Origin of the sequence: Mesorhizobium shangrilense (assembly GCF_040537815.1) — a bacterium.
Taxonomy (GTDB): domain Bacteria; phylum Pseudomonadota; class Alphaproteobacteria; order Rhizobiales; family Rhizobiaceae; genus Mesorhizobium; species Mesorhizobium shangrilense.
The window spans coordinates 361,236-381,124 of record NZ_JBEWSZ010000001.1; the positions used below are offsets into that span (position 1 = coordinate 361,236).

Consider the following 19,889-nt stretch of genomic DNA (forward strand, 5'->3'; position numbering starts at 1 on the left):
GTCCATGCGCATAAGCTGGAAAGCGGGTGCCCGCGAGGGTTCGGCCGACGCCGAGATGGTGGGGCCCGCCAGCGGCCGCACGTACAGTGCCGTGGATCGCCAATGCGCATGCCCAGGAAGTCACCGTCGCCGCAGTCAGCGATCCTCATCTATGCCGCCGGAAGCCTGAGGCATGTGCTGCCCTCGCTGGTCTCGGCCTTTTCCGCCGCCACGGGTGTGACCGCCGAGACGCGGCACGGGCCGGCCGGCCTGTTGCGCGAGCGCATCGAGGCCGGCGAACGGCCCGACATTTTTCTGTCGGCCAGTTTCGGGCATCCGGCGCGCCTTGCCGAACAGGGCCATAGCCTGCCGCCGGTGGTCTTTGCTCGCAACACCATGGCCGCCGCCGTGCTTCGCGATGCCGGCTTCACGACGGCGAATTTCATCGACAGGCTGCTCGACCCCGCCATCGGCATCGCCACCTCTACGCCGCTGAAGGACCCGTCCGGCGACTACGCCTGGGCAATCTTCCGGCGCATCGAGGCGCTGCGGCCCGGCAGTTTCGCGGTTCTGGACGCCAAGGCGCAGAACCTGGTCGGCGGTTCGGAAGCGGCGAACATTCCCGGCCGCTACGACCCGATCGCGGCCGCATTGGCGGCGGGCATGGCGCATGTCTTCCTCGGCTATCGCACCGGGCTGAAGGGACTGGCGCAGGAGACCGAGGGCGTCGATATCGTGGACATCCCCGCCAAGGTGAATGTGGTGCCGGAATATGGGCTGGCGGTGCTGAAGGGCAGCTCACCGGCGGGGCTGTCGTTCGGGCTTTTCGTGATGTCGTCGATCGGGCAGGAGGTGCTGCGGGATTTCGGGTTCCAGCCGGTGGCGCTGCCGCAGGGCGGGTGAGGTTGTTGATCTCCCCCCTTGAGGGGGAGATGTCGCCAAAGGCGACAGAGGGGGTCGGTTCGACTGGGTTCGACCTTCTGTTTAGCGAACAGGGTGCCGGCGCTCCACGCGAGACTACCCCTCTGGCCTGCCGGCCATCTCCCCCTCAAGGGGGGAGATACCAAGCTTGCCGCCTCCAGCCCAACGCTATATGCATGAGAACATATTGAATGCCTGGGAGGTCCACATGAATCTGCGTCGCGGCTCGCTGCTGCTCCTTGCCCTGATAGGCTCGTTGATCGTCCTGGCACCTGCCATGGCCCGCACCGTCACCGACCAGCTTAACCGCACGGTTACAGTGCCCGATCATGTCGAGCGCATCGTGGTGCTGCAGCACCAGACGCTGGACATTCTGGTGGAACTGGGCGCGGCCGACAAAATCGTCGGCGTGCTGCGCACATGGCAGAAGCTCATTCCCGGCCTCGACAAATATGCGCCGCAGCTCACCAGCCTGCCGATGCCCGGCGACCTCTCGACCGTCAATGTCGAGGAGGTGCTGAAGCTGAAACCCGATGTCGTGTTCGTCACCAACTACGCGCCGCCGGCGATGATCGACCAGCTGGCGCAGGCCGGCCTGCCGGTGGTGGCGATTTCGTTGTCGAAAGGCGAGGGCGTCGAGGCGCCCAAGCTCAACCCGACCTTCAGCGATGACGACGTCGCCTATTCGGAAGGGCTGAAGATCGGTGTCAGGCTGATCGGCGACATCGTCGGCAAGCGCGAGCGCGCCGACCGGCTGCTCGACTACGCCTTCGCGCAGCGCAAGCTGGTGGAGGAGCGTGTCGCCTCGATCCCGGGTGCCGAGCGGGTGAAGCTCTACATGGCCAACCCGGACATGAACACTTACGGCTCGGGCAAATACACCGGCGTCATCATGAAGCGCTCGGGCGGCGTCAATGTCGCGGCCGGCGTGCGCGGCGCCACCAAAGTGTCGATGGAGGACGTGCTGGCCTGGAACCCGCAGGTGATCTTCGTGCAGGACCGCTACGCGCCGGTGGCCGACGAGATCCGGAAGGGGCCCGCATGGCAGCATGTCGACGCGGTGGAAAACAAGCGGCTCTATATCACGCCCGAATATGTGAAACCCTGGGGATACCCATTGCCCGAGGCGCTGGCGCTGGGAGAATTGTGGATGGCCAAGAAGCTCTATCCCCAGCGCTTCGCCGACCTCGACATGCAGAAGCAGGCGGATGCGTATTATCAGCAGTTTTATGGGCAGGGTTACACGGGGCCGAATTGAGGAGCTTGGTTGCGATCAGAGGCCAATTGTGAGCGTCGCGCTGCCCCTCATTGCCCTGCCGGGCATTTCTCCCCGTAAACGGGGAGAAAGAAGCAGCTCCAGCACGGGCGTCCTTCCTACAACGCTGGTGATTGGCGAAACCATCGGCGATAGCGTCCCTCTCCCCGTCACTATACGGGGAGAGGATGCCGGCAGGCAGGTGAGGGGCGGCGCCAGCGCTTCGAAAAGAATCCGCCGCCACCTGCACTCCAACTCGTGCGGAAGGATCTGAGCGGTGTCCGCGCTGGAAACCCACAAACCCGCCCGCAGCCTCGCGGCCCTCCTGCTCATCCTCCTGCCTATAATCCTCTTCCTCCTGTCTTTCCTGCTCGGCCGCTATCCCGTCGAACCCTTCACCGTCATCAAGGTCATCGCCGCGCAATTCCTGCCGATCACACCCAGCTGGCCGCCCGTGGTGGCTTCGGTGGTACTCGATGTCCGGCTGCCGCGCGTCATCGCGGCCATGGTCGTCGGCGGCGGGCTGGCGATCGCTGGCGCTTCCTACCAGGGCGTGTTCCGCAATCCGCTGGTGTCGCCGTTCACGCTGGGCGTCTCGGCTGGCGCTGGCTTTGGCGCGGCGGTGGCGATCCTGTTGTTCGGCGAGCGTTACGCCACGCAGGCCTGCGCCTTCGTCTTCGGCCTGCTGGCGGTGGCGATGTGTTTTGCCATGAACCGTTTCTTCCGGCTGAACTCCACCATCGCGCTGGTGCTGGGCGGGATCATCGTGGGCTCGCTGTTCACGGCGCTGCTGTCGCTGCTGAAATATGTCGCCGATCCCAACTCGAAACTGCCGGTCATCGAATTCTGGCTGCTGGGATCGCTGTCCTCGGTCTCGACCGCCGACCTTGTGCCGGTGCTTGTCGTGACCATCCCTTGCGTGCTCGGACTTCTTGCCTTGCGCTGGCGGCTGAACGTGCTGGCCATGGGTGACGAGCAGGCTGGGATCATGGGTGTCGAGGTGGCACGGCTTCGCCTGGTGATGATCCTGCTGTCGACGCTGATCGCGGCTTCCGCCGTGTCGATCAGCGGCATTATTGGCTGGGTCGGGCTGGTTATCCCGCATTTCGCCCGCATCATCGTCGGGCCGGATTTCCGTCGCCTGTTGCCGGCGACGCTGTCGCTCGGCGCCTGCTATCTCTTGATCATCGACGACCTTGCCCGCACCGTGACCTCGGCCGAGGTGCCGCTGGGAATCCTCACCGCGCTGATCGGCGCGCCGGTGTTCATGCTGCTGCTCGGGCGCGGCAGGCTGGGTTGGGCATGATGGGCCGAGCATGATGGATTTGGCATGATTTTGGCGGCCGAAAAGCTCGGCTTCGCCTATGCGGGCCGACCAAAGCCGATCTTCGAGGATATCAGCCTCGATATGGCAGGTGGAGAGGTGGTCTGCGTGCTCGGCCCCAACGGCGTCGGCAAGTCGACGCTGCTGCGCTGCCTCGCCGGGCTCTCCGCGCCGACGGCGGGCAGGGTGCTGCTCGACGGCAAGCCGATCGCGACCTTGCCGCGCGCGGCGATCGCCAGGCAGCTGGCGCTGGTGCCGCAGAGCTACGAGACCGTGTTTGCCTTCTCGGTGCGCACGGTGGTCGAGATGGGCCGCGCGCCGCATCTTGGCCTGTTCGACATGCCGGGCAGCGAGGTCGCCGAAATGACGCTGGAAGCGCTGACGACGCTCGGCATCGCTGATCTCGCTGACGCCGCCTACAGCGAGATCAGCGGCGGCGAGCGGCAACTGGTGCAGATCGCCCGCGTGCTGGTGCAGTCGCCCCGGCTGATGATCCTCGACGAACCAACAGCGCATCTCGACTTCGCCAACCAGGCGCGTTTCCTGGCGCTGGTGCGGCGGCTGGCCAAGGGCGGCCTCGCCGTGATCTTCACCACGCATGCGCCCGACCACGCCTATGCGCTGGCCGACCGCACGCTGGTGCTATCGACGCAACACAAGCCGGCGCTCGGAGCCACCAGGGAGATACTCACCGAGGCAACGCTGTCACGCACCTATGGCGTGCCGATCCGGCTGATACGGTCGGGACAGCACATTGTCTGCGTGGCGGACGTCGAGGCCTGAGCAGCCGGGTACCAGAGCGTTCCTGTCCCGTAACCATCAGCCGGATTGCGATGCCGGTGCTGTCGCCCTTGTTTTCAAGGCAAGGATCCAGCGAAGCCTTGCGATCTCCGTCCTTCACCAAGCCCACTTTAAGCTGAGTGCGGACCTTTCGCATGTTTCCTCAATTTCCGTATATGCGGATCCATGAACAGAAACTTGTAGTACATGGATGCCAGTGCCACTCTCCAGTATTTTTTCCTCAAGCCTATGAGTCCCATCGCCATTTTTCGTACGGAGACGCATTTATGATCAATATACGCTGAAGGTATGTTTGATCCGGATAAAATCCTGTATGAATTGTATATCTTTGAAAAAGGAGCGTTCTTTAATACCCAGGGTTTTCCAAGGCCAGAGAAATGGAGTATCTTTGGGATCTTGCGTTCATAGGAAACATATCTTCCCGAGCAGAAGTTCCATTCTCTTCCAAGAAGCAGCACGCGGCCGCGCGCTACGGAGTTCAAAACGGTCTGATCTGGAAAGGTGATCTTTTTCGATCTCCGCGCTTCCTTGAACATCTTGTCGGCGATATTTTCTCTGCGCCAGGCGTCCAAATTCATGACAAGGACGCCGGAATTTATATATTCGTCCGCAGTCAATTCGATGGAGTCAAGCTCTCCCTGATCTATAAATCCATCCAGAACGCCGGCAACAAGATTATCTCCCAAATCCATCGACCAGAGGTCGCCAAGACTCGAAACCACAACTGCATCCGCGTCAAGATATATCGCCTTGCTCTCATTCGAGAGCAAATCGGGAATAAGAAATCTAGCGTATGCTGCGCTTGTCCATTGTTCTGTCGTCGGAAGGTCCTACGCGAAGTCGTCATTTGCATGTATGATTTCGCATGAGATGTGATGTTCTTTAAAGAATTTCTGTAGTAAAACTATATTCTCTGAGTCAATCCCGGCACTTATTATGAAGAACTTCGCGGAATGATTGTGAATCCATGCGGAGTATACAAGCGTAAATAGGCCTGGAACGAAGTTATTGTCGCTCGCACTGATGATGACCACGACTACCCCATGGATCGCTTACGGAATCGCTTGCCAAGTTGAGAGCCAAAATAACGATTGCCGTCAACGGCTCCGCTCTGCGAAAGACATGCAATTGTTGGAAGTTGGTTGCGGCCGCGCCGAGCTCTGGCGGATCAGGCGATAGAGCCCGATCTCGCCTGGGCCTCACGCTGGTAGACGGCGAAGATCGCCTTGCCGATCAGCGATGTTTCGGCCGCCGCGCAGCGTTCGTAGACGGTGGCCCGCTTTGCCTGGATTGCGGGATCCAGCGGCGATGCCGCGCTGGCCAGTTCGACAAGGTGGGCCGCCAGCCTGGTCTGGCCATTGTCAGCCAGTTCCGCGGCGCGCGCGGCCAGCCTGTCCGCGCTGCCGGCAAGCGCGGCGAGTTCCGCCGCCAGTTCGGCCTCCGGGGCGGGTTTGAGATGGGCAGGGTTGCCGTCGAACCATCCGGCATAAAGATGCCAGATGCCGCGCACGACGAATTCCGGGTCGTCATATCTTGGCTTGAGATACGGCTTTGCAAGAAGCGCGGCGGGGGCCGCGACGGAATGCAGAATCTGGTCGAGCGAACTTCCCGCGTTCATCAGATCCAGCGTCTGGCGGGTGAGGCTTTCCAGCACCTCGGCGCCGTCGCCCAGAAGCTCTGCCGCGCGCGCTTCACCGAACACGACGGGGCCATGGCCGGGGATAAGCACTTCCGGTCTCAGCGACTGCATCCGGCGCAGCGCCGCCGCCCAGTCGGGCGCGTAGCGCTGGACCTTGCGCGGATTGCCGGCATTCGGGAACACCCAGATGACGAAATCGCCGCTTGCCAGCACGCGCCGTTGCGGCAGCCAGACGAAGGTGGCGTCATCGGTTTCGCCACGCCCATGGAACAGTTCGATGCGCTCGCCGCCGATCAGCAGGGCGAGGGTATCGTCGTAGACCTCGTCGGGACGGCGGTGGCCTTGCGGGAAGGCATAGTTCGGCTGGTTGAACTGGCGGCCCATCACCAGGCTGTTCAGCCCCTGCGTCCGGTCATAACGGTCGAACCGATTGAGCACGTTGCGGTGGGCGATGATGCGAGGGCGGGCTAACCCCTTGGCGTCGGCCTCCTCGTCCAGCAGCCGCGCACCCCATGTGTGGTCGATATGGCCGTGCGTGTAGATGACGGTATGGATGGGGCTGTCGTCCCAGCGGCGCAGTGCGGCAAGGGTCTGGCTCGCGGTTTCGCGGCTGCCCGTGTCCACCAGCACCAGCCCGGCGTCGGTGCGGATGGCGGTTGCATTGCCGAACAGATAGCCTGTGTGGATGGCGATGATGTTGTCGGTGACCGGTCTGGCGGATCCTCCCGACACGGAGGCCGTCCACTCCTCCATGGCCGCGGTGCCGTTCCAGAGACGCTCGAACAATCCATCCTGTTCCACGGCCTTGCCCTTTGCTGACATTTCGATCTTCCGCGATCTAGCGAAGAAAGCCGTCCGCGCCCATCGCCCGCGCAAGGTCTCCCGACAGCACTATGTCAGGAGAGTGCGCGAAGCGAATGGCCGTTGTCGATCCGCAACTCATGGCCGCGAACCTTCGGCTTGCTCCGTGCCCCATCAAGCCAGCGCCACTGCCTCACGACAGGCGGGCCGGCGGGTTCTATCTGCCACCATGCCGCCGGGCATTAGCTCGCGGCTGGAGGAAGTCATGACATCGTCGTCGGCCACCAAGCCAGTTTCCGGAGCGAAAGCCTTGCCGATCACCGCGCTGCTCGGCGCCATGGTGTCGATCCAGATCGGTGCCGCCTTCGCCAAAGGCCTGTTTCCGCAGGTCGGCGCGCAGGGCACGACGACGCTGCGGCTTGTCGTTGGCGCGCTGATGCTGGCGGCGGTGCTACGGCCGTGGCGGGTCAGGCCGTCGCGCGCCGTCTGGCCATGGCTCGCTGCCTATGGCGTCACGCTGGCGGCGATGAACCTGTTGTTCTATGCGGCACTTGCCACCATCCCGCTGGGCATCGCGGTGGCGCTCGAATTCTCCGGGCCGCTGCTGGTGGCGACGCTCGCCTCCCGACGCGCCAGCGACTTTGCCTGGATCGTGCTGGCGGTCGCCGGCATCCTGCTGTTGTCGCCCTTCGTCCATTCAAACGGAGCGATCGATCCGACTGGGGTGATGCTGGCGCTGGCGGCGGGCGGTTGCTGGGCGCTCTACATCGTGTTCGCGCAGAAGGCCGGCGCGGAGCTCGGCAGCCAGACCACGGCCTGGGGCATCGCCATTGCCGCCGTGCTGGTGCTGCCGTTCGGCGTGGCGCAGGCGGGATCCGCACTGGTCGCGCCGTCGATCCTGGTCAGCGCCGTCATCGTCGGGCTGTTTTCAAGCGCCTTGCCGTTTTCGCTGGAGATGGCAGCACTTACCCGGATGCCCGCACGGCTTTACGGCACGCTGACCTGCCTGGAACCGGCGCTCGGCGCGCTGATGGGCTTCCTGTTCCTGCACGAGGTGCTGGGCGGGCTGCAATGCGTGGGCATTGCAGCCGTGATCGCCGCCGCCTTCGGCGCGGCCGTGACGACGAAACCGCCCGTGCCGTCGCCGGAGTAGGGGAGCCCCGTCAGAATTTCACCTTTAGATTGCCGCTGAAGCCATGGTCCTGCGCGTCGCTGGCAAACTGGCCGGCATAGGAAAGGCCGAGCTTCGCCGCGGCACCGATCGCCAGATCGAACCCGGCCTCGATCGCTAGCGCATCGCCGGCGATGGCAGACTTTCGATGACGAAATCCATGAGTATGGCGCCTATTGCCTGTATGCGATCCTCAGCCTGCATGTCCTGGCGGCCCTCTGGCACCATCTTTTCCTGAGGGACGGAGTGCTGCGGCGGATGCTGTAACCAGGAAAGTCCGCGGTGCCTTGCAAGCGGTGAAATGATGGCCGCCGAAAGGCGCGACGTCGTGGCGTCTTCGTATCCATTCTTGCATTGCAGCATTGGCTGCACGTGCTATCCATCCACGCCATGAAGAAAATCGGCTTTCTGTCTTTCGGTCACTGGACGCCCTCGTCCCAATCGCAAACGCGCTCGGCTTCCGACGCGCTGCTGCAGTCCATCGATCTCGCCGTCGCGGCGGAAGCGCTTGGCGCTGATGGGGCGTATTTTCGCGTGCACCATTTCGCCCGCCAACTCGGCTCGCCGTTCCCGCTGCTGGCGGCGGTCGGTGCGAAGACCAGCCGCATCGAGATCGGCACCGCCGTCATCGACATGCGGTATGAGAATCCGATGTATATGGCCGAGGACGCGGGCGCGGCCGACTTGATCGCCGGTGGGCGGCTGCAGCTCGGCATCAGCCGCGGATCGCCCGAGCAGGTGATCGATGGCTGGAAATATTTCGGCTACGCTCCGCCGGAAGGACAGACCGACGCCGACATGGCGAGACACCATGCGGAAGTATTCCTCGACGTGCTGCGTGGCGAAGGCTTCGCGCAGCCCAATCCGCGCCCAATGTTTCCCAACCCGCCCGGGCTGCTGCGCCTCGAGCCGCATTCGGAAGGCTTGCGCGAACGGATCTGGTGGGGTGCTGCCACCAACGCCACCGCCGAATGGGCGGCGAAGCTGGGCATGCACCTGCAGAGCTCGACGCTGAAGTTCGACGAAAGCGGCAAGCCGTTCCACATCCAGCAGGCCGAACAGATCCGGCTCTACCGCGAGGCCTGGAAGGCGGCAGGCCACGAACGCCAGCCGCGCGTGTCGGTCAGCCGCAGCATCTTCGCGCTGGTTGACGATCGCGACCGCGCCTATTTCGGCCGGGGCGGCCAGAGCAGCGATCAGATCGGTTTCATCGAGGAGAACACAAGGGCGATCTTCGGCCGCAACTATGCCGCCGAGCCGGACGTGCTGATCAAGGAACTGGCGGAGGATGAGGCGATCGCTGAGGCCGATACGTTGCTGCTGACCGTCCCCAACCAGCTTGGCGTCGACTACAACGCGCATATCATCGAGGCCATCCTGACCCATGTCGCGCCGGCCCTGGGCTGGCGCTGAGGTTTTCTGGCGAACGACGATGCTGGCGGCTCTGCGCGACAATCCGTGACAGGGGCAGGATGGCGCTCTTGATCACAGCTCTTTCTCCGCCAGTTCCCTGAATTCGTCGGGAACCGAGCGCGCGGCTTCCAGCGCCACCGTGCCGTAGCCGACGGCCTGCTTGCCGAAGCGTTCGCGGATCTTGTCGATGGCGCGGTCGGCGCCGAAGCGGGCCAGGCCCTTTTTCGTGCCGGGGCGGCGCTTCTCGTCGGCGAGGCCGAGCGGCAATTCCAGTTGCAGTTCGGCACTTTCCTCCAGATGCGATACCGAGATCGCCAGCAGTGAGATCGTCCTTTCGCGGGGATGGGCAGCGAGCACACCGCGCACCAGGTCCTCGGCGATCTCGGCCAGCATCGCGGTCGCCGAAATCGGCTGGTCCAGCGTGATCGAGCGGGTGACGGCGCTGAGATCGGCGAAGCGGACGCGCACCGTCACCGTGCGGCCGGGCCTTGCCTTGGCTCGCAGCCGGCTGGCGACACGGTCGGCCAGATGCAGCAGCGTCGGCACGAACACGCTCTCCACGGCCGGCTTCATGCCCAGCGCCGACTGTGCGCCGGCCGAACGTGCGCGGCGATGCGTCTCAAGCTTTCGCGGGTCGCGATTCCAGGCGAGGGCCGCGAGCTTTTCGCCGGCGGCGGGGCCGAGCAGCCGCTCCAGCGCGCCGCTGTGGGTCTTGGCCAACTGGCCTATGGTCTCGACGCCGATTTCGGCCAGCCTGGCCCTGGTCACCGGCCCCACGCCCCACATCAGCCCGACCGGCAATTCGTGCAGGAATTCAAGCTCGGTGCCGGGGTCGACGACCACCAGCCCGTCGGGTTTCGCCACCTGCGAGGCGATCTTGGCCAGATGCTTGGTGCGGGCGACGCCGATCGAGATCGGCAGGCCGAGCTCTTGCCGCACACGGCGGCGGATGGTGGCGGCGATGTCAGCCGGTGGCCCGAACAGATGCGTGCAGCCGGCGACATCGGCAAACGCCTCGTCGATGGAGATGCGCTCGACCAGCGGCGTGAAATCGTCGAGCACTCTTATGGCGGCGTCGCCCAGCCGCTGGTATTCGCTGAAATTACCGCCGACGAAGATCAGTTGCGGGCAAAGCTCGCGCGCCTTGCGGCCGGGCATGCCACCGCGCACGCCGAAGGCCCTGGCCTCGTAGGAGGCAGCCAGCACCACCCCGCCGCCAACGGCAATCGGCTTGCCCCGCAGCGATGGATCAAGCAACTGCTCGACCGAGGCATAGAAGGCATCGAGATCGGCATGCAGGACGGTGGCTGTCGTTTCCATCCCGACCGTATATCCGCAGTTGCTGATAGACAGGAACAAATAGAGAACATAGACGGATGATTGTCAAGCTCCACCTTCTCCCCTTGTGGGAGAAGGTGGCCTCGCGAAGCGAGGTCGGATGAGGGGTGTTACAGCTTGGCACCACCGCGCTCGATCCAGCACCCCTCAACCGTCTCGGCGCTGCGCGCCGATCCACCTTCTCCCACAAGGGGAGAAGGGAAGACGGCGATCCGCCTAAACAATATGCTCCGCCCGCAATGCCGCCTTCACCTGTTCCAGCGCCGCCTCGCCACCTGCCATCAAGTCCTCCGCGATATCAGCCAGATCAGCATCTGCCTTGCGGTGCCTGGCGCCCCAGGCGCCCAAGGTTGCCAGCACCGGCACAAGGTCAATTCCGGCATCCGTCAGCCGGTAGATGGCCTTGAGCTTGTGGCTGGGATCGCCGCTTCGGGTGATAATGCCTTCGTTCTGCAGGGTCTGCAGCCGCTCGGCCAATGTGCGCGAGGAGATGCCTTCGGCCGATTGCAGGAACTCCCGAAAATGCCTCTTTCCGGCGAAAACCAGGTCACGGATGATCAGCAGCGTCCAGCGGTCGCCGAGCAGTTCAAGCGACAGGTTGATAGGGCAGCCGGACCTTTGCGTAGTCGACATCTTGGTGGTTCCATTTTTAAATCGCTTTACTATTGACATCATTTGGACTGGAGATCAATGGTTTCAATTGTAAACCAATACTCGCCATGTTCGTTCAGGAAAGGTGATACAATGAGAAAGCTCATCCTGCAGATGCAGATGTCCGTCGACGGCTTTGTCGGCGCCCATGCCGATCACAACTGGCAGCTCTGGAACTGGGGCGGCGATTGCCCTTGGGACGATGCGTTGAAGCAGGACTTCAATGCCGTCTTCGCCGGCATCGACATCATCCTGCTCAGCCGCAAGATGGCGGAGGAGGGATACCTGACCCATTGGGGCAAGGCGGCGAAGAAATTTCCCGAGGACGGCTTCTATGCCTTTGCGCAACGCATCGTCGATGTCCGCAAGGTGGTGCCGACAGACAGGCTCAAGGCATCGCGCTGGGAGCGCACGACTATGGTCAGCGGAAAACTGCCTGATGAGGTCAATGCACTCAAGGCTGCCGGGCAGGGGGATATCGCCGTCTTCGGCGGGGCGGGCTTTGCATCGGCGCTCATCGACGCCGGGCTGGTCGACGAGTTCCAGCTGTTCATCAATCCGGCGGTGCTGGGCGACGGCGTCCGCATATTCGATGCGGGCGGTTTCTCGCGGCTGCGCCTGCTCGGCTCGAAGGCCTATGCTTGCGGCATGGTGGTGAACCGCTACGCGCCCGCCGCTTGACGTCGCGATGACCCGTCGTTTTCGATTGGATCAGGAAGGGGCGTCCAGCGGCTCCCGGCAGAACGCGGCAAGCCGCTCCGCTGTTGCCTGCCAGAGCGTCTGCTGAGCTTGCCCGTCGGCGCCCGGCGCGACGGGGACAAGCGGCTGCGCGTCCTTGACGGAAAAGTAGCAGCCGGTGACCTTGGCAAAGGCGGGATCGCTGGCCAGGCGCACGATGATGCCCGCGCCGCGCTCGGGATCGCCGATCCCCGACCAGGTCAGCAGCCGTTCGAGCGGCGCGGCAAACCACAATTCGCGCCCGAGGCCGGTCACGTTGAAACCGGGGCAGAGGCAGTTGGCCACCACCCCGGTGCCAGCCAGTTGATGGGCAAGCTCCTGCGAGAACATGATGTCCATCAGCTTGGTCCGGCCGTAGACGACAGACGAGCCCCCGGCGGTGAATGGACTGATGTCGACGAGTGCGGCGACGGGATCGAACCCCGCGCCTTGCCGCGACGCTTCCGACGCCACCGTGATAACCCGCGACGGCGCCGATCTGGCCAATGTCTCGCGCAGGATGTTCGTCAGCAGCCAAGGTGCCAGATAGTTAACCCCTACCATTTCGGAATAATTGTCCACAGTGATGCGTGGCGTGAAGGCATGAAGCCCGGCATTGTTGATCAGGACATCGATCCGGGCGTGGCGCGCGGCGATCTCGCGTCCAAGAGCCGCGACCGAGGCGAGGTCCGCGAAATCGCCATGGTGGATGTCGACCCGCGTGCCGGGCGCCGCGGCCTCGATCAACGTCAGCGTCGCGTCGGCCTTGGCCTGGCTGCGCGCGGTAAGCACGAGATGCGCGCCCTGCCGGGCAAGCGCGATCGCCGCGCGTTGCGCGATGCCGCTGGTTGCGCCTGTAATGACGATGGTGGGAGTTGATTGCGACATGCATGATCCCTAATTGATAGATAAATATCCACTATATAGATGATGGATTTTTGTCAATCAATCTGGCACGAAGAGTAGAAGCCGAAAGCTACGGATGAGGAGGATGATGGTTCTGGATGCAAACACGACGCCGCCGAGCGATCGGGAAGACCGTGTCCGCGCGCTGGGCGACACGCTGAACGCGCTGGTCAGCCAATCGCGGGCCCTGGTGGCGCAGGCAGCCATGGCCTTTCACGCCGAACTGCAGCCGGCCGCCTTCCACATCGCGCTATGGCTCAACGCGTTCGGCCCCGCCAAGCCGAGTGCGGTGGCGCAGGCCGTTGGCATGGATCGTAGCGCGGCAAGCCGCCTGATCCGCGAGCTTGCGCGGCTGGGGCTGGTCGAGTCGGTCAGCGATCCCGCCGACCGCCGCAGCATCGTCCTGTCACTCAGCGTCGATGGCCGCCGGCGGATGGATGCCGCAATGCAGGCAAAAGGCGCCACGTTCCGGCAACGGGTCGCATCCTGGAGGGATGAAGATCTGCTTTCGTGCACGGATCTGCTGCGACGGTTGCTCGATCCTGCGCCGCCGCCATGATGTATGCGGGCAAGGCGGTTCGCACCGCCGTCGCGGCGACTGGATAAAAAATGCAACCGGATTGTCGGAGTGGGACTGGCTTGAGCGTCCTGCGGACGCAAGCGGCGTGGCAGGCTTAAGGAAATCGCGCCGTGCGGACACCAATTCGGGAGAAAAGCATGAGCCTTTCCTATCGTTGGGTCATCGTCGCCGCCGGCGCCGTGATGACCTGTGTCGCGCTGGGCGCGATGTTTTCGTTGGCGATCTTCCTCGAACCGATGGCACTCGACACCAACTGGTCGCGCGCCGGCATTTCGAGCGCCATGACGCTGAATTTCCTGGTGATGGGCGTCGGCGGCTTCGTCTGGGGCGCCATTTACGACCGCTTTGGCGCGCGCCCCGTCGTCATGATCGGCGCGGTCATGCTCGGGCTGGCGCTGGTGCTGGCCAGCCGGGCCGGCTCGCTGCTGTCGTTCCAGCTCACCTATGGCGTGCTGGTCGGTCTTGCCGCCAGCTCCTTCTTCGCGCCGATGATTGCGCTGACCACCGGCTGGTTCGACACCAACCGCGGCCTTGCCGTGTCGCTGGTTTCCGCCGGCATGGGCGTGGCGCCGATGACCATCTCGCCTTTCGCGCGCTGGCTGATCTCGGCCTATGACTGGCGCACCGCCATGTTCGACATCGGCGTGATGGCCTGGGTGCTGCTGATACCCGTGGTGTTTCTGGTGCGCCAGCCGCCGAAGCCTGTCATGAACGCCACGGGCCCGGAGCCAGTCGCGGAGGGATCGGGCATGTCGGTGGGACAGGCGCTGCGCTCGCCGCAGTTCATCGTGCTCGGCCTCACCTTCTTTGCCTGCTGCGCGGCGCATTCGGGGCCGATCTTCCACATGGTCAGCTATGCCATGCTGTGCGGTGTGGCGCCGATGGCGGCGGTGTCGATCTACAGCGTGGAGGGGCTGGCGGGCCTTGGCGGCCGGCTGCTCTACGGTGTGCTCGCCGACCGGCTTGGCGTGAAGCCGGTGCTGATCGCCGGGCTAGCCATACAGGCCGTGGTGATCGCCGCCTATCTGGCGGTCAGCCAGCTCGAGCATTTCTACATGCTGGCCGTCATCTTCGGCGCCACCTATGGCGGCGTGATGCCGCTCTACGCGGTGCTGGCGCGCGAGTATTTCGGGCAGCGCATCCTCGGTTCGGTGTTCGGTGCGGCGACCATGCTGTCCAGCCTCGGCATGGCTTTCGGGCCGCTCGCCGGCGGCATGGTGTTCGATGCCTATGCCAGCTATTCCTGGCTGTTCATCGGCTCGGCCATCATCGGGCTGGGCGCGGCGGGCATCGCCATCGCCTTCCCGCCGCTGCCGCGCCGGGAACTGCAGCCGGCATAAAAGGGCAGGGGCGATTTGGCTGGATATTGCCATCCCGAGCAAAGTTCGGGTTGACCGTTCCCGGGTGCGAAGCGAGTATCATCCGGGAATGGCCGAGACCGAGTGCAGGAGGAAATGCGATGGACGAGCCCGAACGCTGGCGCCACATGTCGACGGCGCCAAGGGATGGCAGCCGGATCCTGGTTACGGTCCGGCCGTCCGAGCAGGGCCCGGCCGAAGTCGACCTAGCCTACTGGTCGCGCGCCGACCAGTTCGCCAGCGAGGGATGGCGCGCTTCCGACTCGTCGCCCGGACGGGTGATCGAATACGCGGACCCGGAGCTGAAGTGCTGGATGCCGCTGCCGTCGGCCAACATCAGCAGGGGTTCACTGCCGGCGCCCTGGGAGGGCGAGGACGCCCAGCAACTGGATGGGTCGGGGATTTAGCTAGGGGATTTCACGCCCCGGAGGTGAGCGGCGCCACTGCGTCGTCGGCGGCCCACGTCGGGGAGGCATGAGTAATCACTAATTGACACTCCAACGGAAACAGCGCTCACTGGCTGCGCAGGTTGATCGCGCCATCAGGCCGAGGAATTCGACCGTCGGCGCCACCTTTGGGAGGACGCTATGCCAACAGTCATCGGCCATCACAACATCGCAAAAGACGCCAAGCACTGGCTTAATTCACCCAAGCGCGCGGAGCTGTTTGGGCCCCTCGGAATTACCAACATCCGGACATTCGTCGATCCGCAGAACCCGACCCGGGTGGCCGTGATGATGGACGTTCCGGACATGGATGCCCTGGCGGCGGCCATGACCAGCAAGAAAGCCGCCGATGCGATGGGGCATGACGGCGTGGTGCCGGAATCGCTTGTGATCCTGGTCGAATCGAAAAGATAGGGCGCCCCGAAAAAATAGGCGCCCCGCCGGGGCGCTGCCGATTTGCCTTGCTCGGGCAGGGGCGCTGCCCTCTCTCCGGGAGGGCAAGCATGTCCAGCAACTTGACGATCCCCGGATACAAGTGCGCTGAGCTTACTGGCGAAGATAGGCGAAATCGGCAAAGCTGCCAATCTCCCCCCAAGTGGGGGAGATGTCCGGCAGGACAGAGGGGGGCGCCGTAGAGCGCCAGCTCCAATCACAATTCGAAGCAACCATGCCCCATACCCCATTGCCCCCACAGAACCGCGCAAACGCACGATCGATGCGCAAGGTGATGACCGACGCCGAACTGAAACTCTGGAACGAGCTTCGCGCGCACAGGCTGATGGGGCTGGGATTTCGAAAGCAGTTTCCGATCGCTGGCTACATTGTCGATTTTGCCTGCCCGGAGAAGAAGCTCGTCGTTGAAGTCGACGGGTCGCAGCATGGCGATGAGGATCTTGCTGTGGCCGACGCGCTCAGGACGAAGCGTCTGGAACAGGATGGATGGACCGTGCTGCGGTTCTGGAACGACGATGTTGTCCATGACATCGGGAATGTCTGCCAACATATTGTCATCGTGGCAGGTTTGGCCGGCACGGACTGATGTGTCGGCGGGACAGCGCCCCCCTCTGTCCTGCCGGACATCTCCCCCACTTGGGGGGAGATCGGCAGCGTCGCCGGCAGCGCTCTTATTGCCTACCGACTGTACCAAGGCGCGGACTGTTCAAAACAGAAACGCAGCCGTGGCCGGATCCGGGCCGGTGCGGCCGTCGCGCGAATCCATGCCGCGGATGGTCGACATGTCGGCCGCCGTCAGCTCGAAATCGGAGACATCGAAATTGGCGGCGATGCGGTTCTGGTGGACGGACTTCGGAATGACGATCAGCCCTTCCTGAAGGTGCCAGCGGATGATCGCCTGCGCGACGGACTTGCCGTATTTCTTCGCGATGGCTTCGATGGTCGGATCGGAGAGCAGGCGGCCTGAACCCAGCGGGCTCCAGCTTTCGGTGTGGATGTCATGCCTGGCATGAAAATCCCGGAGGTCGCGCTGCTGGAGGCGTGGATGCAGCTCGATCTGGTTGACGACGGGGGTCTCGCCGGTCTCGTCGATGATGCGCTCCAGATGGTCGCGGTTGAAGTTGGAAACGCCGATCGACTTGATGCGGCCGTCCTTCTTGAGTTCGATCAGCGTCCTCCACGCCTCGACATATCTGTCCTGGCTGGGCACCGGCCAGTGGATCAGGAACAGGTCGATCTGGTCGATGCCGAGCTTGTCCATCGTGTCGTCGAAAGCCTTCAGCGCGGCGTCGCGCTTGTGGGCGCCGTTGCGCAATTTCGAGGTGATGAACAGCTCGCCGCGCGACACGCCGGCAGCGCGGATCGCTTCGCCGACGCCTTCCTCGTTGTTGTAGCCTTCGGCGGTGTCGATCAGCCGGTAGCCGGCGTCGATGCCCCAGCCCACGACCTTGGCCGTCACCTCGGGATCGACCTGCCACACGCCAAGGCCGATCTGGGGAATGGTGGCGCCGTCGTTCAATTTCAGTTGCTGGGGCATGGTCGTGTCCTTCTGAGGCGGGAGGGCCGGACGCATGGTCCGGCGCACAGCCTATCTAGGCACGACATCGGGTGACGGCCAGTCGCGGCGGACAAATTGCCGATGGGCGAAAGAGGGTTGATCTTGCAGCTGCCGCGCTGCCCCTCATCTGCCTGCCGGCATCTTCTCCCCGTATAGGGACGGGGAGAAGGGGCTGGCCGCGACCTTGGCTCTATGCTCTGCAATGTTGGTGGTTGGCGAAATCATCGGCGAAAGCGTCCTTCTCCCCGTCACTATACGGGGAGAAGTGCCCGGTAGGGCGATGAGGGGCAGCGTTAGCTTCTGCAATTTCGACCGGCCTCAGCATCGGCCTCATCTCGGCCGCCGCACCGCGCGGATGACGCGGGCATTGCCGCTGCCGCAGAAGAGGCGGTCGCCGCCATCGGATTCCAGCCCGGAAATGCCCATGCCAGCCGGCATGTCCAGCGTCTCCAGGACCTTTCCCGTCTGCGGGTCGACACGGCGCAGGTCGCTCTGCTCGCTCTCCCAGGTAGCGTGCCACAGTTCGCCGTCGACCCATGTCACGCCGGTGACGAAGCGGTTGGATTCGATGGTGCGCAGGATCGCCCCGGTCTCGGGATCGATCTGATGGATCTTGCGCTCCCTGTATTGCCCGACCCACAGCTTGCCTTCAGCCCAGGTCATGCCGGAATCGCGGCCGCCGCCGGGAGAGGGGATGGTGGACAGCACCTTGCCGGTGTCGGGGTCGATCTTCTGGATCAGATCCCCTGCGATCTGGTAGAAATGCCGGCCGTCATAAGCCGTGCCGGCATGGGCGGCGACATCGATCGAGCGCAGCGTCTTTCCGGTCTCAGGGTCGAAGGCGTTCAGCCTGTCGCCCGCGGCGAACCAGACGTTTTTTCCGTCGAAGCTCACACCGGCGACAGTCTCCGCCTCCGGAAAGGGGTACTCGCGCAGGATTTCGGCCGCTGAATGTTTCATGTCTCTACCTCGCCAGGATTTCCATCATACCCGATCCCTGCTCTCTCTTTGGAGGAGCATGATCTTCTCCGAAAACCGGTTCCCACTTTTGCTTCGCTGACCTTCGGTTCGGGATCATGCTTTAGCCATTTGGCAGCGGTGCGGGGAGTAACAAGGTCGTCGTGAATCCAGCCACCGGCGGCGTCATCCAGCGGCGCGCCCGCCCGTGCCCGAAAGACTGCACCTTGCCGGACTCCACAAGCTGTTCCAGCGCGCGCTGCACGCTGCGCTGGCCAGCGCCGAGCGCCAGTGCCAGCGCCGAACTCGCCCAGGCTTCGCCATCGGCCAGCAAAGCCAGCACCGAAGCGTGCCGCACCTCGATCGGCCGCGCCAGCACCGCCACCGCGCCGGGCTGATGGGGCGCCAGCGCAAAGCCCCGGCTGGTGGCATTGATGTCGGCCAGCGTCCGCAACTCGGCGCGCAGCCGGCCGATCTCGACGCGCAGCCGCGCGCGGTGCGATTCATCGGCATGCTTGCCGCCGAAGGCTTGTGCGATCAGCGTCGCCCTCGACACATCCCCCGGCCACGCCTCGGCGAGTGCGCGCACCAGGGCAAACAGCACCGGGCGCGTTGCCAGCGAGACCGTCGCTTCCTGCCTGCGCACGGCATAACGAAATGTGTCGACCACCAGCGCCGGCGAGGCCTGCAGCGCCTCGACCTCGGCCAGCAGCAGCGGGCGTTCCTCGCCCTGTGCGATCAGCCGCGCCGCCGGCGTGTCCAACGCCAGGAGGGCGGTGTCGACTTCAGCCATGAGGCCGGGAATGCCGGCCTGGCGGGCGGCGTGGCGCGCCCATTCCAGCGCCGTGCGCGCGGTTCTGGTCTTGAGGCGCCGCATCGCGATGCCGGCGACAGCCAGCTCGTGCGCGGCCCGCGCCGCTGGCGGCAGCGGCGCCGGATCGAGTTCCGCCAGCACCTGCTCGGCCTCGTCGAGGCGGCCGATCAGCAGCAGGCGCCGCACCTTGAGGTGACCCGCATGGGCGGCGTTCAGCCGGTCGCCATGCTTTTCCAGCGTTGCGCGCGCCGAGTCGAGCGTCTTGGCCGGCCAGCCGAGGTCACGCGAGACCAGCGCGATCTCGGCCTCGGCGACCACGCATCGGGCGCGCGCCACCGCTTCCTTGGGGCCGAAGGCGCGGGCGGCCCGCCGCAGCAACGCCTTGGCACGGTCGAACTCGCCAAGCTGCGCCATGGCAATGCCGCGCAACGCCAACGCCGGCGCGTCCTCGCGCAGCGCCACGCGGTCGAGCGCGCCGAGCGGATCACCCGCGGCCAGTGCCAGCGCCGCCGCCGTGATCAGCGAGTCCATTCAAATCCCGTCACACTTGTAACTCCCACCCCGGTGCGTCGCGGCCCTAGCTTACGTCCGTACCGTCAACCGGCAAGCCGCATTGGCCAACTGTATCGGCAACGCGCGGCACGCCAAGGGAGAACACTGATCATGCACAATTGCGACGACCTGACCCACGAGGCGGCAACCGCCACTTCCGGGCGCGCCCATCATCCCTGCTGCGGCGGACCGGAGGATTCAAATCACGCCACACTTGTAACTCCCTCCTCGCGGCCTGGCGACACTAGCCTGGCT

At 64.3% G+C, this 19,889-nt stretch carries 20 protein-coding genes and 1 pseudogene; 13 read left to right on the top strand and 8 right to left on the bottom strand.

The window, feature by feature from the left end:
• The first annotated feature begins 102 nt into the window (after window positions 1-102).
• The 4 genes from ABVQ20_RS02010 to ABVQ20_RS02025 all read left to right on the top strand — a co-directional run bounded on the left by ABVQ20_RS02010 (window position 103) and on the right by ABVQ20_RS02025 (window position 4,262).
• Complete coding sequence (locus ABVQ20_RS02010; RefSeq protein WP_354457829.1) at window positions 103-882, top strand: substrate-binding domain-containing protein; 780 nt, start codon at window positions 103-105, stop codon at window positions 880-882.
• Window positions 883-1,108: 226 nt separating this feature from the next.
• Window positions 1,109-2,158 (top strand): ABC transporter substrate-binding protein, encoded by a 1,050-nt coding sequence (locus ABVQ20_RS02015; protein ID WP_354457830.1) that lies wholly within the window; start codon window positions 1,109-1,111, stop codon window positions 2,156-2,158.
• Between the two features lie 274 nt (window positions 2,159-2,432).
• Window positions 2,433-3,461, top strand: a complete 1,029-nt coding sequence (locus ABVQ20_RS02020; RefSeq protein ID WP_354457831.1) for a FecCD family ABC transporter permease — start codon at window positions 2,433-2,435, stop codon at window positions 3,459-3,461.
• A gap of 24 nt (window positions 3,462-3,485) precedes the next feature.
• Window positions 3,486-4,262 (top strand): ABC transporter ATP-binding protein, encoded by a 777-nt coding sequence (locus ABVQ20_RS02025; protein ID WP_354457832.1) that lies wholly within the window; start codon window positions 3,486-3,488, stop codon window positions 4,260-4,262.
• A 128-nt stretch (window positions 4,263-4,390) separates the two neighbouring features.
• On the opposite strand, the pseudogene ABVQ20_RS02030 reads toward ABVQ20_RS02025, so the two are convergent.
• Both ABVQ20_RS02030 and ABVQ20_RS02035 read right to left on the bottom strand, forming a co-directional pair.
• Window positions 4,391-5,095 (bottom strand): annotated as a pseudogene (locus tag ABVQ20_RS02030) (glycosyltransferase family 8 protein); the annotation flags it as partial.
• 353 nt (window positions 5,096-5,448) lie between these two features.
• On the bottom strand, window positions 5,449-6,741 hold the full coding sequence (locus tag ABVQ20_RS02035; RefSeq protein ID WP_354457833.1) for an alkyl sulfatase dimerization domain-containing protein: 1,293 nt from the start codon (window positions 6,739-6,741) through the stop codon (window positions 5,449-5,451).
• A gap of 244 nt (window positions 6,742-6,985) precedes the next feature.
• Between ABVQ20_RS02035 and ABVQ20_RS02040 the strand changes: the two genes are divergently transcribed.
• The 3 genes from ABVQ20_RS02040 to ABVQ20_RS02050 all read left to right on the top strand — a co-directional run bounded on the left by ABVQ20_RS02040 (window position 6,986) and on the right by ABVQ20_RS02050 (window position 9,304).
• Window positions 6,986-7,873, top strand: coding sequence for an EamA family transporter (locus tag ABVQ20_RS02040; RefSeq protein ID WP_354457834.1), 888 nt, complete (start codon window positions 6,986-6,988; stop codon window positions 7,871-7,873).
• Between the two features lie 174 nt (window positions 7,874-8,047).
• On the top strand, window positions 8,048-8,158 hold the full coding sequence (locus tag ABVQ20_RS02045) for a cytochrome b/b6 domain-containing protein (RefSeq protein ID WP_354462089.1): 111 nt from the start codon (window positions 8,048-8,050) through the stop codon (window positions 8,156-8,158).
• A gap of 123 nt (window positions 8,159-8,281) precedes the next feature.
• Window positions 8,282-9,304, top strand: coding sequence for an LLM class flavin-dependent oxidoreductase (locus ABVQ20_RS02050; RefSeq protein WP_354457835.1), 1,023 nt, complete (start codon window positions 8,282-8,284; stop codon window positions 9,302-9,304).
• A gap of 72 nt (window positions 9,305-9,376) precedes the next feature.
• On the opposite strand, the gene dinB is transcribed toward ABVQ20_RS02050, so the two are convergent.
• Window positions 9,377-10,624 (bottom strand): DNA polymerase IV, encoded by a 1,248-nt coding sequence (gene dinB, locus ABVQ20_RS02055; protein WP_354457836.1) that lies wholly within the window; start codon window positions 10,622-10,624, stop codon window positions 9,377-9,379.
• Window positions 10,625-10,858: 234 nt separating this feature from the next.
• On the bottom strand, window positions 10,859-11,275 hold the full coding sequence (locus ABVQ20_RS02060) for a winged helix-turn-helix transcriptional regulator (protein WP_354457837.1): 417 nt from the start codon (window positions 11,273-11,275) through the stop codon (window positions 10,859-10,861).
• A gap of 111 nt (window positions 11,276-11,386) precedes the next feature.
• On the opposite strand from ABVQ20_RS02060, the gene ABVQ20_RS02065 reads away from it, so the two are divergent.
• Window positions 11,387-11,974 carry a dihydrofolate reductase family protein gene (locus ABVQ20_RS02065; protein ID WP_354457838.1) on the top strand — a complete coding sequence of 196 codons (588 nt, stop codon included), beginning with the start codon at window positions 11,387-11,389 and terminating at the stop codon, window positions 11,972-11,974.
• Between the two features lie 30 nt (window positions 11,975-12,004).
• On the opposite strand, the gene ABVQ20_RS02070 is transcribed toward ABVQ20_RS02065, so the two are convergent.
• Window positions 12,005-12,898 carry an SDR family NAD(P)-dependent oxidoreductase gene (locus tag ABVQ20_RS02070; protein WP_354457839.1) on the bottom strand — a complete coding sequence of 298 codons (894 nt, stop codon included), beginning with the start codon at window positions 12,896-12,898 and terminating at the stop codon, window positions 12,005-12,007.
• A 103-nt stretch (window positions 12,899-13,001) separates the two neighbouring features.
• Here ABVQ20_RS02070 and ABVQ20_RS02075 point away from each other — a divergent pair, with 103 nt between their 5' ends.
• From ABVQ20_RS02075 to ABVQ20_RS02095, 5 genes are all read left to right on the top strand, one after another.
• Window positions 13,002-13,475: a MarR family winged helix-turn-helix transcriptional regulator gene (locus tag ABVQ20_RS02075; protein WP_354457840.1), complete on the top strand. Its 474-nt coding sequence runs from the start codon at window positions 13,002-13,004 to the stop codon at window positions 13,473-13,475.
• Between the two features lie 158 nt (window positions 13,476-13,633).
• Window positions 13,634-14,836 (top strand): MFS transporter, encoded by a 1,203-nt coding sequence (locus ABVQ20_RS02080; RefSeq protein ID WP_354457841.1) that lies wholly within the window; start codon window positions 13,634-13,636, stop codon window positions 14,834-14,836.
• A 119-nt stretch (window positions 14,837-14,955) separates the two neighbouring features.
• On the top strand, window positions 14,956-15,261 hold the full coding sequence (locus ABVQ20_RS02085) for a hypothetical protein (protein ID WP_354457842.1): 306 nt from the start codon (window positions 14,956-14,958) through the stop codon (window positions 15,259-15,261).
• Between the two features lie 180 nt (window positions 15,262-15,441).
• Entirely contained in the window at window positions 15,442-15,714 is a 273-nt protein-coding gene (locus ABVQ20_RS02090; RefSeq protein ID WP_354457843.1) for a hypothetical protein, read from the top strand.
• A gap of 253 nt (window positions 15,715-15,967) precedes the next feature.
• On the top strand, window positions 15,968-16,339 hold the full coding sequence (locus tag ABVQ20_RS02095; RefSeq protein WP_354457844.1) for an endonuclease domain-containing protein: 372 nt from the start codon (window positions 15,968-15,970) through the stop codon (window positions 16,337-16,339).
• Window positions 16,340-16,459: 120 nt separating this feature from the next.
• On the opposite strand, the gene ABVQ20_RS02100 is transcribed toward ABVQ20_RS02095, so the two are convergent.
• From ABVQ20_RS02100 to ABVQ20_RS02110, 3 genes are all read right to left on the bottom strand, one after another.
• Window positions 16,460-17,290, bottom strand: a complete 831-nt coding sequence (locus ABVQ20_RS02100) for an aldo/keto reductase (RefSeq protein ID WP_354457845.1) — start codon at window positions 17,288-17,290, stop codon at window positions 16,460-16,462.
• Window positions 17,291-17,641: 351 nt separating this feature from the next.
• Entirely contained in the window at window positions 17,642-18,271 is a 630-nt protein-coding gene (locus ABVQ20_RS02105) for a Vgb family protein (RefSeq protein ID WP_354457846.1), read from the bottom strand.
• Window positions 18,272-18,392: 121 nt separating this feature from the next.
• The gene (locus ABVQ20_RS02110) at window positions 18,393-19,613 is read right to left on the bottom strand and encodes a helix-turn-helix domain-containing protein (protein WP_354457847.1); all 1,221 of its coding nucleotides are present in this window, start codon (window positions 19,611-19,613) and stop codon (window positions 18,393-18,395) included.
• Between the last annotated feature and the right edge of the window lie 276 nt (window positions 19,614-19,889).

Bases quoted from the DNA above. Each gene is read 5' to 3' on its own strand.
- ABVQ20_RS02010 (WP_354457829.1), top strand. From the start codon at position 103: ATGCGCATGCCCAGGAAGTCACCGTCGCCGCAGTCAGCGATCCTCATC.
- ABVQ20_RS02015 (WP_354457830.1), top strand. From the start codon at position 1,109: ATGAATCTGCGTCGCGGCTCGCTGCTGCTCCTTGCCCTGATAGGCTCG.
- ABVQ20_RS02025 (WP_354457832.1), top strand. From the start codon at position 3,486: ATGATTTTGGCGGCCGAAAAGCTCGGCTTCGCCTATGCGGGCCGACCA.
- ABVQ20_RS02035 (WP_354457833.1), bottom strand. From the start codon at position 6,741: ATGTCAGCAAAGGGCAAGGCCGTGGAACAGGATGGATTGTTCGAGCGT.
- ABVQ20_RS02040 (WP_354457834.1), top strand. From the start codon at position 6,986: ATGACATCGTCGTCGGCCACCAAGCCAGTTTCCGGAGCGAAAGCCTTG.
- ABVQ20_RS02050 (WP_354457835.1), top strand. From the start codon at position 8,282: ATGAAGAAAATCGGCTTTCTGTCTTTCGGTCACTGGACGCCCTCGTCC.
- dinB (WP_354457836.1), bottom strand. From the start codon at position 10,624: ATGGAAACGACAGCCACCGTCCTGCATGCCGATCTCGATGCCTTCTAT.
- ABVQ20_RS02060 (WP_354457837.1), bottom strand. From the start codon at position 11,275: ATGTCGACTACGCAAAGGTCCGGCTGCCCTATCAACCTGTCGCTTGAA.
- ABVQ20_RS02065 (WP_354457838.1), top strand. From the start codon at position 11,387: ATGAGAAAGCTCATCCTGCAGATGCAGATGTCCGTCGACGGCTTTGTC.
- ABVQ20_RS02070 (WP_354457839.1), bottom strand. From the start codon at position 12,898: ATGTCGCAATCAACTCCCACCATCGTCATTACAGGCGCAACCAGCGGC.
- ABVQ20_RS02075 (WP_354457840.1), top strand. From the start codon at position 13,002: ATGATGGTTCTGGATGCAAACACGACGCCGCCGAGCGATCGGGAAGAC.
- ABVQ20_RS02080 (WP_354457841.1), top strand. From the start codon at position 13,634: ATGAGCCTTTCCTATCGTTGGGTCATCGTCGCCGCCGGCGCCGTGATG.
- ABVQ20_RS02085 (WP_354457842.1), top strand. From the start codon at position 14,956: ATGGACGAGCCCGAACGCTGGCGCCACATGTCGACGGCGCCAAGGGAT.
- ABVQ20_RS02090 (WP_354457843.1), top strand. From the start codon at position 15,442: ATGCCAACAGTCATCGGCCATCACAACATCGCAAAAGACGCCAAGCAC.
- ABVQ20_RS02095 (WP_354457844.1), top strand. From the start codon at position 15,968: ATGCCCCATACCCCATTGCCCCCACAGAACCGCGCAAACGCACGATCG.
- ABVQ20_RS02100 (WP_354457845.1), bottom strand. From the start codon at position 17,290: ATGCCCCAGCAACTGAAATTGAACGACGGCGCCACCATTCCCCAGATC.
- ABVQ20_RS02105 (WP_354457846.1), bottom strand. From the start codon at position 18,271: ATGAAACATTCAGCGGCCGAAATCCTGCGCGAGTACCCCTTTCCGGAG.
- ABVQ20_RS02110 (WP_354457847.1), bottom strand. From the start codon at position 19,613: ATGGACTCGCTGATCACGGCGGCGGCGCTGGCACTGGCCGCGGGTGAT.